This is a genomic window from Sellimonas catena, from assembly GCF_027924685.1.
GTDB lineage: Bacteria > Bacillota > Clostridia > Lachnospirales > Lachnospiraceae > Sellimonas > Sellimonas catena.
This window is the reverse complement of the sequence record NZ_BSBO01000015.1, coordinates 32,953-45,519: the sequence shown is the minus strand read 5'-3', so window position 1 is coordinate 45,519 and position 12,567 is coordinate 32,953. Positions and strand designations below refer to the sequence as shown.

At 45.6% G+C, this 12,567-nt stretch carries 10 protein-coding genes; 2 read left to right on the top strand and 8 right to left on the bottom strand.

Features of this window, described 5'->3' with window-relative positions; translation table 11 throughout:
- Positions 1–37: 37 nt before the first annotated feature.
- A complete protein-coding gene (locus Selli1_RS08505) occupies positions 38–1,387 on the bottom strand; it encodes an MATE family efflux transporter (RefSeq protein ID WP_087169019.1) in 1,350 nt (449 codons plus the stop codon).
- A 145-nt stretch (positions 1,388–1,532) separates the two neighbouring features.
- Here Selli1_RS08505 and Selli1_RS08500 point away from each other — a divergent pair, with 145 nt between their 5' ends.
- A complete protein-coding gene (locus tag Selli1_RS08500; RefSeq protein ID WP_242960217.1) occupies positions 1,533–2,402 on the top strand; it encodes an AraC family transcriptional regulator in 870 nt (289 codons plus the stop codon).
- Here Selli1_RS08500 and Selli1_RS08495 read toward each other — a convergent pair.
- The 7 genes from Selli1_RS08495 to Selli1_RS08465 all read right to left on the bottom strand — a co-directional run bounded on the left by Selli1_RS08495 (position 2,366) and on the right by Selli1_RS08465 (position 10,740).
- Positions 2,366–4,609, bottom strand: coding sequence for an alpha-galactosidase (locus Selli1_RS08495; protein WP_118637179.1), 2,244 nt, complete (start codon positions 4,607–4,609; stop codon positions 2,366–2,368). The two genes, Selli1_RS08500 and Selli1_RS08495, sit on opposite strands and share 37 nt — an antisense overlap.
- A gap of 513 nt (positions 4,610–5,122) precedes the next feature.
- The gene (locus tag Selli1_RS08490; protein ID WP_191427742.1) at positions 5,123–6,169 is read right to left on the bottom strand and encodes a glycosyltransferase family 4 protein; all 1,047 of its coding nucleotides are present in this window, start codon (positions 6,167–6,169) and stop codon (positions 5,123–5,125) included.
- 2 nt (positions 6,170–6,171) lie between these two features.
- A complete protein-coding gene (locus Selli1_RS08485) occupies positions 6,172–7,548 on the bottom strand; it encodes a hypothetical protein (RefSeq protein WP_281872728.1) in 1,377 nt (458 codons plus the stop codon).
- Between the two features lie 5 nt (positions 7,549–7,553).
- On the bottom strand, positions 7,554–8,699 hold the full coding sequence (locus Selli1_RS08480) for an MFS transporter (RefSeq protein WP_281872736.1): 1,146 nt from the start codon (positions 8,697–8,699) through the stop codon (positions 7,554–7,556).
- Positions 8,700–8,871: 172 nt separating this feature from the next.
- Positions 8,872–10,134: a hypothetical protein gene (locus tag Selli1_RS08475; protein WP_281872727.1), complete on the bottom strand. Its 1,263-nt coding sequence runs from the start codon at positions 10,132–10,134 to the stop codon at positions 8,872–8,874.
- A 35-nt stretch (positions 10,135–10,169) separates the two neighbouring features.
- Entirely contained in the window at positions 10,170–10,361 is a 192-nt protein-coding gene (locus Selli1_RS08470) for a hypothetical protein (protein ID WP_281872726.1), read from the bottom strand.
- A gap of 76 nt (positions 10,362–10,437) precedes the next feature.
- Positions 10,438–10,740, bottom strand: a complete 303-nt coding sequence (locus tag Selli1_RS08465) for a hypothetical protein (RefSeq protein WP_281872725.1) — start codon at positions 10,738–10,740, stop codon at positions 10,438–10,440.
- A gap of 570 nt (positions 10,741–11,310) precedes the next feature.
- On the opposite strand from Selli1_RS08465, the gene Selli1_RS08460 reads away from it, so the two are divergent.
- Positions 11,311–12,471 carry an Rpn family recombination-promoting nuclease/putative transposase gene (locus Selli1_RS08460; protein ID WP_281872724.1) on the top strand — a complete coding sequence of 387 codons (1,161 nt, stop codon included), beginning with the start codon at positions 11,311–11,313 and terminating at the stop codon, positions 12,469–12,471.
- Positions 12,472–12,567 lie beyond the last annotated feature (96 nt).

Below are 12,567 nucleotides of genomic sequence, written 5' to 3'. Positions count from 1 at the left end.
GCATATCGTCCCTTAATTATACGCACACTGTTCCGTTTTATGATTCCGCTTCCCGGTTTTGCTCCAGTCCCTTCATGATTTTAAAGTACATGACCAGAAGCAGGCTTCCCGCAAGAATCCATGCCATCGGACTGGCAAGGCAGGCGCCCACGTAACTTCTGTGACGTGAGGCAATCATTGCCACCACACCTCTTCCGATCAATTCGGCAATTCCCGCAGTCATCGGGAGGAATCCGTATCCCATTCCCTGAATTCCGTTGCGGTACAGGTTCACCACAGTCAGCGGGATGAAGAATACAGACACACAGATCAGATACGTCCGGACTCCGCCGATTACCTGCGGTACATCCGCAGCTTCTACAAAGAGATACGTAAGATAATGTCCGCCCAGGACCATCAGCACCGCAACCACAACCGAATAGACGGAACCGATGATGGTTGCCGAGCGGAATCCCCGCCGGATTCTTTTGATATCTCCCGCTCCCATATTCTGGGCACAATAGGTCGCCATGGCCGTTCCAAGAGCCACATAGGCCTGAGTTACAATCTGCTCGATCTTGCTGGCTGCCGTAAAGGCCGCAACGGAGATGGAGCCGAGCAGATTCAGCGCGGACTGCACCATCATTGTCCCGATAGCAGTAATCGAATACTGAAGCGCCATCGGAAATCCGATCCGCATCTGTGTCCTCAAAAGATCTCCTTCCACTTTCCAGTCTTCTTTGTGGAGATGCAGATGCGGCACCGCCTTCCAGATGTAAATCAGACATGCCGCCCCCGACACGCCCTGAGAAATGACAGTCGCATAAGCCGCCCCTGCCGGTCCCATGCCAAAACAGATGATGAACACCAGATCCAGCACGACGTTCAGAAGCGCCGCCAGAATCAGAAAATAAAGCGGTGTCCGGCTGTTGCCGAGTGCTCTTAAAATACTGGAAAGCAGATTATAAAGTACCTGGGCAAAAATCCCGGCACAGATAATGACAATATATTCGTACGCATAGTCAAAAATGTCTTCCGGCGTATTCAGAAGTCTCAACAGGTCTTTCATAAAGATCACGCTGGCCGCTGTCATCACCACGGAGACAATCAACGACAGAATCGCGGCAGACGCCACTGTTTTCCTCATTGCATTCATATCGCCTGCACCGAATTTCTGCGCCGTCAACACGGTAAACCCGGCAGTCAGCCCGATCAGAAATCCGATAATCAGGAAATTGATCGTCCCTGTCGCCCCGACTCCTGCAAGTGCCTTTGTCCCGACAAATTTCCCGACAACCACGGCATCCACCATATTATAAAACTGCTGGAACACATTTCCTATAAAAACCGGCATCGTAAACCGGACAATCAGCTTTCCGGGACTTCCCTTTGTCATATTGTTTTCCATAGCTGTTCTCCCTTCTCGCATTCCTTTTTTTACTCATATTTTTTCATTCTACCGCTCCGCATGTAATCGCGCAATCCCCTTTTTTATTTACAATTCTTTTTTCTCATGCTACACTCAAGAAAAACCGCTCAGAGGAGGGGATTATATGGACCAGATACAGACTTTTTCAGAATTTAACAGTAATCTTTTTCAGGAAATTTATATGCTTTTCTGCGGAATGCAGGATTGCCCGCCCCTTTATTCCTATGGACCTGCTGTCCGGGACTCCTACATATTTCATATATGCACAAAAGGAAAGGGAACTTTTTATTCCGGAGAAAACAGTTATTCCATCGAAACGGGGCAGGGCTTTTTGATTCGGCCTGACAGGCTCACCTTCTATCAGGCCGATGAGACGGATCCGTGGAGTTATGTCTGGGTTTCCGTTGCCGGCACCGACATTGCCCGCTACTTCGAGCTGATCGGAATCACGCCGGACCACCCGGTCTTTACCTGCCCGGACCCGGAGAAGGCAAAGAGCTATGTCCTGGATATGATCGCCCACCATAAGATGAGCTTCCAGAATGAAATTTATATTCAAGGGGTTCTGCTGCAGTTTCTGGCCCTCCTGATCGAAGGCTCCGGCTACAAAAGCAAAAGCAGTAAAAAGGTTGCAGACGTCTATGTCAGCCAGGCCATTTCCTATATATATAAGAACTACCAGAACCCGGTATCCGTTCAGGAAATCGCAGACTTTCTATCCCTCAACCGGAGTTATCTGACGGAACTGTTCTTAAAGACTGTACACCTGTCTCCACAGCAGTTTCTCGTCAAATACCGCATGACCAAGGCGTGTGAACTCCTGGAAAATACCAGTCTCCCCATTGAACACATTGCCTATTCCTGCGGATACTCCAGCACCTTCTCTTTCTCCAAGGCATTCCGGAAGGTCAATGGAACAAGCCCTTCCCGGTACCGCCAGGATAAGAAAACGAATCCTTATTCGATGGAGCTTAAGAGATACAGCCGGGACTGATAGTCCCCGTTCTTTCCGTTGTACTTCTCTTTATTCTCCCCGGAGGAGGCATCGGACACATTCAGGCCGTACCAGAGAAGTTCATCTCCGTAGAGATCTTCCTCGTACTTTCCTGGCTCCATCCCGGTGACATGATACTTCCGGTCCGGATCCAGCCCCTGAAGCCTGACTTTTTTATACGGTCCGTTCACAGACTGCAGGGCCTTGTAATATCCGACAATCGCCCGGGTTTTATCTTCTGATACGACCATCCACGCCGTCTCATTTCCTTCAAACGGACTTAACAGCCGGTAAAAAGTGCCGTACTGAATCAGGTGGCGGTATTGTTTCATAAACGCAATCTGTGCTTTGACCTCTTCTTTTTCTTCTTCTGTCAGCCTGTTCGGATCCAGCTCATACCCAAAAGTTCCAAAATACGCCACATTCGCACGTGTTTCCAGAGACGTGTTTCGAAGCAGCTGATGATTCGGCACCGCAGACACATGGGCTCCCATGCTGCTGACCGGATAGACAAAAGAGGTTCCGTACTGGATTTTGCATCGCTCTACCGCATCCGTATCATCAGATGTCCAACACTGCGGCGCATAGTAAAGGAGTCCCGGATCAAATCTCGCCCCGCCGCTTGCGCAGGACTCAAACAGGATTTCCGGAAATTCCTTCGTCAGCATATCGTAAAGCCGGTACACACCCAGTATGTACTTGTGCATGACTTTTCCCTGATCCTTTGCACCGGCACCCGCCGAATACACTTCAGACATACTCCGGTTCATATCCCATTTAATATAGGAAATCGGAGCTTCTGTCAAAACCTTTTTCATCTGTTCAAAGATCGCGTTCACAACTTCTTCTCTGGAAAAATCAAGGACATACTGATTACGTCCCACCGACACCTTTCTTCCCGGCACTGACAAAATCCAGTCTGGATGCTCCCTGTAAAGCCGGCTTTCTTTATTCGTCATTTCCGGCTCAAACCAGAGTCCGAATTTCAGTCCCATTTCCTCTACCCTTCTGGCCACTCCCGTAATGCCGTCCGGCAGTTTTTCCAGATTCGGATACCAGTCGCCCAGAGAAGAGGTGTCGTCATTACGCTTTCCAAACCATCCGTCATCCAGCACAAACAGTTCCACTCCAAGCTCTTTTGCTGTTTTTACAATTTCAAGAATCTTGTCCTCGTCAAAATCAAAATAGGTTGCTTCCCAGTTGTTGATGAGAACCGGTCTTTCCCGGTCTCTCCAGAATCCTCTTGCAAGGCGGCTCCGGTAAAGCGTATGATATGCCTGGCTCATACCATTCAGTCCGTGATCCGAATATACCATCACAGCCTCCGGAGTCTGGAAGGTCTCTCCCGGTCTCAGATTCCAGGAAAAAGTATCCGGATGAATTCCCATCGTCACTCTTGTTGTGTCATACGTGTCGACATCCGCCTGCGCAAGGAAATTTCCGCTGTAGACCAGGCTGAACCCATAGACTTCTCCATTTCCCTCTGTCGTCTCCTCCCGCTTCAAAGCCAGAAACGGATTATAATTGTGGCTGCTGCATCCACGCAGACTGTATACTGCCTGCACTCCATGCTCCAGCTTTCTCTCCTTGACCGAACGTTCCCTTGCCCATGCTCCGGTCAGCTCGATCATCTCAAAATCCATATCCGGAAGATCAACACTCATACTCATTGCCCGGTCCAGAACAATTTCCTGATCTCCCTTCTGCGTAATCTTCGCACTACGTGCAACTGCCGGAACATTCGCAAAGATTGTATAATATAAAGTAATTTCCGTACCGGATACCTGATCTTCCAGATACAGTTCGAGTGTATCCGCTTCCTCTTCTTTCTCTACATAGGTTGCCGGCAGTCCGGAAAGCTCCGGTTTTCCCTGATAAATGCTGTGTCCTTTGTAAAGGAACTCGGATATCCGGCTGCCGTTTTCCTGAAGAATCTCAAGAGCCGGATATCTCATATCCCCTGATCCGTACACCGGGTATTCCTGCTTGATGTGCTCCATGGAAAATTCCAGTTTTCCTTCAAACGGGCATACAGACATCGGTCTTGCCCGGAAATTCAACATATGCGCAAAACTCTCCCTGTCCCGTAATTTCTTTCCAAAATAAATATGTCCGATCTGTCCATTCTCCAGTACATTCAAAATATAGCTGATGTTCTGATTATACAGATGAAATTCCATCGATGATTTGTGAAAACAAACCGCCATCTCTGCTCCTCCTTTTTCCCCTGATCTTGCGATCCGTAATCTTCTCGTTTTTACTACAACTAATTATAATCATTTCACACTTTTATGCCAGTTCAAGATGTCAGGTAAATATGTCCAAATGTCAGGTAAATGATTATGTACTAAAAATGTTTCCGCCGTAACAAGAAAGAGGAAGACAGCATCAAACCTGATGTCGCCCTCCTCTTTGGAAGTCTCCTCATCTTAACTTGTCCTTGTCTCCCGGCTTTCCAGCGTTCTCTACCGCTGGAACCAGAGCATCTGCTCCTGTAACCGTATGAATCCTCTGTCCGTACGGTTACTTTTCTCTTTTCTGGCATTTGATCCGTACAGATGTCTTATTCTCTACCGCTGCTTTTTACCCTTTTAAAGATATAACCGCACAGATGGCTTCTTTTGTACGGTTACATCTTCCTATTTTCATGTCCAATCCGTACGGCCATCCTGTTTCGTACGGTTGTGTTTCTCTTTTTGCTATCCCGTCCGTAATTTTCTTTATTCTGTCAGGCATTGGATATATTTTTTTACGCTGTCCTCCTGCCGGAAGGAATGGGTCACTTCATAATGTCCATTCTGGGCCAGCATCCGGAGTTTTTCAGGCTCTTTCATCAGTTCAATGATCTGTCCGGCCAGTGTTTTTGCATCCCCGAACGGATGAAGCCGCCCTGTTACACCATCATAAACAAGTTCTCTTGTCCCGTCCACGTCCGATGCCAGTACTACGCAGGACTCATTCATCGCCTCCAGGATCGTAAAAGAACAGCTCTCCGTCCTGGATGGAGAAATGACGATTTCATGTTCCTGATACGCCTTCTCCATGCAGTCGCAGAATCCTTTCAAAATGCATTGTTCTTCCAGATGATGTTCCCTGATATAGTCCCGGACCTCCTGTTCCTGTCTGCCTGTCCCGTAAATGTTCACCTTTGCCTCCGGTATCTGCTGCCGCACCAGATCCATTGCCTTCAAAAGTGTAAAAATTCCTTTTGTCTCCGTCAGGCGTCCGGCATACATGAGGCGGATTTCTTCATAAGTTCTTTCCCGGTACGGTTTCGCTTTCACTCCGTTATAGACTGTGGCAAGCTTCTGATACTCCACACCTGCTGCCTGAAAAGCTCTCCGTCCCGCCAGTGATACGGTGATCACCTTTTCTGCCTGATTCGCCAGTGAAAAATATTCTTTTCTCGGCTCGATATATTCCGGATCATCAAAAATCGCCAGATGTTCGGTGAGATATAACTGATATGTCCTGTTTTTCTGCCTGAGAAGCCGGATCTGAATCCCGCTGTCAGCATGAGAATTGACGATTTCGGCGCAGCGGTCATTCAAGCTCTTGATCATTCTCTCCACCGCTTTCTCATCCGTAAAATCACATTCCTCAATCTGCACCAATGCATCCACACGGGTTTCATAGACGTTCTTTTTCGCGGCAATCAGCGTAATTTCATATCCTCTCTTACAAAGCTCATTTGCCAGACAGATCAGGCAGGTCGATACCCCGCCGTATCCCGGCTTATCATCAATAAAAATCAGTCTGCGTCCCATTTTTATACCTCCTTATTCCGCACTTCAAGGATCAGCCCTCTCTTTGCCAGCCGGTCTATATATTCAGAAATCTCTTTCTGATTTTCCTCATCCAGATTGGCATTCCACTCATCGAAAAGGAACAGCCTCACGGACGGATCTTTCATCCGGTCGAGCACTTCCTCCACATTCGTCCGCAGACGTTGTTCTGTAGAATATTCCTTCTCATTACTGTCCTCAAAAAACAATCTCGTATGGTTAGGAAACAGATAAGCCCGATCTCCAAAATACTCTTTGATCCGCATCAGAACTGTTGTTTTCCCGCTTCCGTTTGTTCCGGTAATCAGAATCCGCCCATACCTTTCCTCTTCTGCACAATCCTTCAAAAATTCCAGAAAGTTTTCCGCATTCTCGAAGCGAAGTTCCACATCACCTGAGGAAAACCAGAGATTCTCCCAACGGATCGTCCCATGATATTGATTTTCTTTCTCCACAGCTGATGCTGCATGATCGATGTTCCGAACCTTTTCCCGGATTCCGACCAGTTCGGTAACATATTCCACTATGACGCTCAGATACTGAATGTTGCTCACCTGCCGTGGAAGCGTTACAATGACAGACGTCATCCGGCCCACGTTTCCTGCACTGTCCGCCAACGTCCACAGCACTACCAGAATCACCGGAAAGATACTTCCAACCATAATCAGAAGAGACAGTACATTATTACTGAAACAGTACTGTGTCTCTGTCTTCTCCGCTTTGGTAACTGTCCGCCCAAACACCTCTTTCCACCGGCTCCAGTTATAGCGGTTTCCAATCAGGAGAGTATCCCAGCCGTCAAACAATCTATTCTGCACAGCACTCTGTGCTTCCTGCGCTCCGGCACTCTTACGGACAATTTTTCCCCTTGCCGTCAGAATTCCCGCTGCAATCACCGCTGCTGCACAAAGATATGCAGCAAAAAACCACGGACTCAAAGACCAGCCAATGACGAGGACATTGAAAACCACATTCAAAACCGTCGCCATCAGATCTCCAAAGAATTCGTATGTTTTCTCAATAGTCTGCCACGTCTGATTCTGGAAATACGATTGTCCCTCTCCTCCAAATGCATGACTTGTTTTTAACGACGGCTGATTATATAAATTACTCTCATAAAGAGAAAGATATCTCTGAAACGTTGCATATTCCGCTTTTACCATATATTTCTGACTGAAAATCCGGGGTACAAATACCAGGACGAGAGAAAGTACAAAGATCCAAAACCAGATCATTCCCTCCCCTTTCAGAATTTCCGAGCTCAATGCAATCATCGCATAGGTGGATGCCGCGGCAATCAACTGTTCCAAGATAGTAAAAACCAGGAATAAAATACTGAATTTATTAACAAAATGTCTCATATACATCACCTACTTTTCCTTAGTACTATCAATACACTTACCGCACTCACACCAAAGCCAACAGCCAGAAAAATTAAAAACTGCTCTATTGTCACAATTTCCAGAAGAATTCCAAAAATACCATAAATAACTCCAGAACACAGCGACCGTATCAAGGACATCACGGATAACATCGTTGCCCTGTTTCTCTCTACAATCCATTCCTGTATGATGCTGTCCGCCACAGTAAAAATGATTTCTGGCACAAAGCATAAAATTAACGAAATCACAAAAAACAGTCCCTTATTCTGAACCTGGGACAACCATAAAAATCCCAAACACTCTGTTATCAGAGCCAGAAAGATGATCCTGCTTCTGTTAAAAATTCGATTCAGCGGACTCACTGCCAGATAGGCAAACGAATTCCCTATGTACGATAGGGAGAAAAACAAACCGATCGCCGACACGCTGATCCCAACTGATTCCAGAATCAGCTGATTCAGATTGTAATAACCGCACGCTATTCCATCAATCATACTGATGCCAATAAAGAAAAGGAGGAACATTCCAAGCGGCCGGTATAAAATATTGTCTTTCAACGTTTTTATCAGTTTTCCTGTGCTTTTTTCTCTTTCTGCAAACGGCATAATGTCTTTCACTCTGCACATAAATCCTGCTGCCACTATCAGAATCAGCATTGTCAAAAGATACGGAAGATTCCAGGAATACTGCGCAAGCTGAGCTCCGATAAAAATTGCACCGCCCATAACAGCCGACTGCGCCGCAAGAATTCTGGAATTAATCTTCAAATACTGATCTTCCATCTTCCGACTTGCAAGCATCTGATAAAGTAAGGCCGAATCACTGCCGGAAATAAAAGTGTATGCAACCGCCTCCAGACCTGCCAACAATATCAGCCAGACTTTCTCCTGCGCTGCTACCATCAGTCCCGCCTGACATGCCAGCAATATCGTTCCTGTAATAATAGAATTTTTCCTTCCGATCCGGTCTCCAATATATCCCGTCGGCACCTCGCTGACCGCTGTACATATATTGTAGACGACAGAATACATCGAAACTTCCACGATCGAAAGCCCTTTTTGCTGTAGATAAATCAAAAAATACCCCGCGTCAGAATCGCCGCACTGGTAATGGAATAAATATAATAGTATAGTAGATTTCTGTTGGATTTCATTGTTGTATGTTTCCTTACATGTGAATATATCACCATTATATCAAAGCTGTTACATACTTTGTAGAGAAACGGTTAAAACGACCTAAATAAGCCAAAAACGGAGAAAGGGTCATAATCACCCTTTCTCCACCCTGCTATTATCCACTCTTTTATTCTGCCATCTGTGTCCGATAATCTTTCCACGCTTTCTCTGCTGCCGCTGCTGCTTCCTGCCGCAGCTGATTTTCATCTGTCTCTTCGCCACCTATAATCTGACTTTGCAAATTTCCCACGGCCGAATATAAATTGTGTTCTACCTGGGTCACAAAATAAGATCCCTCGATTTCAGAAAACGTACTGCATATGCTATCGATAAGTTCCGGCGAAGCTGAATTTTCCAGCTTTGTCCGGATTGCACTTTCCTGTACCGGGAGTCCCTCTGGATCTACATGTCCCCGTACCATGGTTCCCATATTGATCTTTTCCCGCTCTACTTCCAACGTATCATTCAAAAACAGCATCAAAAACTGATAGGCCTCTTTTTTGTATGAACTTGACATGCTCACAGCGCCATACGCCCTCACAGCTGCCAGCTTTTTCCCATCCTGATCCGGGATAAATTTCATCTGTCTATTCTCCGTGCCAAGAATATGATTAATATTACTTATTTCATAAGGATTATTTTCCAGCCATTGTTCCTCGTTTCCCTGCTCTAACATACTGATATACGCTGTTGCCAGCTCTGTCCACCTGTCTTTTGAAAACAATACTTCCTGTGCCTCGTAATCTACTGCCGGAACGAACCACCGCCCGGCTGTGGCACTTATAGCCTGCATCGCCTGCCACAACTCCTGATTCTGGCTACTCTCTGCCTGTTGGATCCACTCTCCGACTGTAGTGCCTGTCATCTGTTCACCGTCTGCAGGTTCGCAAAATACAAAGTAATCACAGGAAAACGGGATTATATACTGACGTTTCTCATATTGTCCTGCTTCCAGCAGCTCTTTTTTGTAGGTGCTGTCCTCCCAGTAGGAGTCTCCTTTCATATATTCATCCAGCAGTGCCAGCGCCCCGCTCTGCATGGTTTTGTATGGATTGGTAAACAGTGCCGTATTAGATACGGACTCATTTTCTATCACTGTGTCCAGAATATATACATCCGGCCCTTTTCCTGCCATAATTTCCGTCTGAAGTTTCTGGATTTCTCTTTCCCGTTTTTCTGCATTTGTGGAAAATACCGTCACGGTGATATCAAGATCATCCTCAAATCCCATAATCTGATCCGCAGCGCTGTCCACAAGCTCCCGAAAAGCCGGCTCCGTGATGACCTCAATCTCTTTCTTTCCCCCGGATTCCCCTTTTTCCTCACATCCGGCCATTCCTAAAGCCAAAGCACCCGCACATAAAAGTGCAATAAATCTTTTCTTCTTCATCTCGCCCCTCCTCTCCTGTTTTATCCCTCTGCTCTCTATACAAACAACTGATTCTCAATCTCCGTCATCAGCCCGTCTGTAAACGTTATATTCTGGATCTTTCCATCCTCAAACAATGCGGTTCCAGTCTGCTCATACTCTGCTTCTTCCCCGCCAATCGAATACTTCAGTGCGGCTGTAAAAGTATAATAATTTCCATCCGAGCTTTCTTCCGGCTGAATATTCACGCTTTCAAATGTTACCTTTACATCCCGATCCGCAGCGTATGCGTTCAGATTGGTATAAATCCAGTACGGAATACTCTCAATTCCCTGATCTGAAAAAAAAAGAGCCGTACATTTTTGTTAATAATTCTTCAAAATCATATACTCCATGTGCTCCAGGTTCTGTTGTTTCGGCAGCCTCCTGCTCCGCCTTCTCTTTCGCCTCCATATAAGCATCCTGCAGCTTTTGATCCGGTACGGTAAACAGCATTTCCAGCACTGTTGTCAACGTTTTCTGTTCCGGTGATTCCTGTTCCTTTTCCTCTTTCGAACATCCTGCAATACAAATCAAAAAAGTACATAAAACAACTATAATCCCCACTTTTACTCTCTGATTCTTCATAACTCCTTCCTCCTCTGTCTTCCTGACAAATTCCCTCCCTGTTCTGTGACCCATATCTAATAGTCCGATTAACTTTCCAGAACTTGTACCAGTAATTTTAATTAATCACTCATATTCTCTTCTTTATAACTCATTGGTATCACTCCCTAAAATGCTGTGTTTTTATTTCTTTCATATTTATCTGTTATTTTGTTTCAATATATCATTTTTTCTGTACATTTACAATCTATGCATTCTTAATATATCAACAATTTATTATTTGCATCCTAAAACGGAAAATTGTCCTCTCTCTTTGTCTTTTCAGAAAAATTTTATCTTTCACCGGCTTGCCTCGCCCTTCTTTTCATGCTATTCTGAGATCGTCTGAAAAGCTGTCTGCTTTTCTATCATTCACGGCATTCGCCGAACAATCCAATTCATAACAAAAAACATGGCCGGGATCTCTGTCTGTAAAGAATACGTTTTCTGTGAGACATCTCTTTTCTGCTGTTTGAAATTATGTTAGACTACAAGAAACAGAAACAGTTTTCTTCTGACAGGTGCCGGACCGCCACAGGAAGGAGACTGTTTATGCAAACAAACGAAGTCGAAATCAAAACCATTCAAACCACTTCGGAAGAAGAATTTATTATGAAGCCTTACATCGACTGGTGCTTCAAAGAGTTGATGCGCAATCCAAAAACAAGAACCGGATTCATCGCTGCATTGTTGCGTCTTCCTCCGGAACAGATCGGCAGGACAACGATCCTGGAAAACGAGCTTTCCAAAAGAACAGAGGAAGAAAAGCAAGGTGTTCTGGATGTCCGTGTCCTTCTGGAAAGCGGTACTCAGCTGGATATCGAAATGCAGGTTCTCTATATAGAATACTGGGATGATCGAAGTCTTTTTTATTTAAGTAAAATGTTTTCCAGCCAGCTCCAAAAGGGCGAATCTTATGACAAACTTCAAAAATGTATACAGGTTGGCGTCCTGAATTTTACCTATTTTAAAAAAGACAATTTCTGTCACAGAAGGGTCCGGTTCTATGATGAAGCAACCGGAGATCTGTACAGCGAAAAGCTGGAGCTTCAGATACTGGAACTTCCCAAAATCCCAAAAGAGTACCACCATCCTGACGGCATTATTGCATGGATGAAATTCTTCCGCGGCGGCAATAAGAAGGAGATGGAAGAAATGGCAAAGGGAAATGCATACCTTGAATCGGCCTACGAAGATCTTATGGAGATGAGTCAGGATGAGAAAAAACGCCTGGCATATGAAGCCCGGGAACGGGCCCTGCGCGATCAGCTTGCCTTGCAGCATCAGACTGAAAAAATATTTCAGCAGATCGCAGAAGTACAAGGAGAATTAGATAAAGCTAAGGACACACTTGCCGAAACCAAGGGACAACTCTCTGAAACTCAGGGACAGCTCTCCAAAACTCAGGGACAGCTCTCCAAAACTCAGGGACAGCTCTCTGAAACTCAGGGACAGCTCTCTGAAACTCGGGGACAGCTCTCCAAAACTCAGGGACAACTCTCTGAAACTCGGGGACAGCTCTCTGAAACTCAGGAACAACTCTCTGAAACTCAAAAACAGCTCGCAGAGGCTCATGCACAGAATGACGTTGCCCACGATCAGGGACGTAAAGATGCGATTATCGATTTGTATCAAAAAGGTCTCCTTAACCTAGAGCAGGCAGCATCCTCATATGGTATGTCGACAGAAGATTTTCAAAAACTGATCTTTTAATTAGAGCAGTTGGTGGTTAATATCAATTTTTATTTTCTGATAAGAAAAGACAGCCCCGGAGAGTCTGGACTTTTTCAAGTACTATGCTCTCCTTGG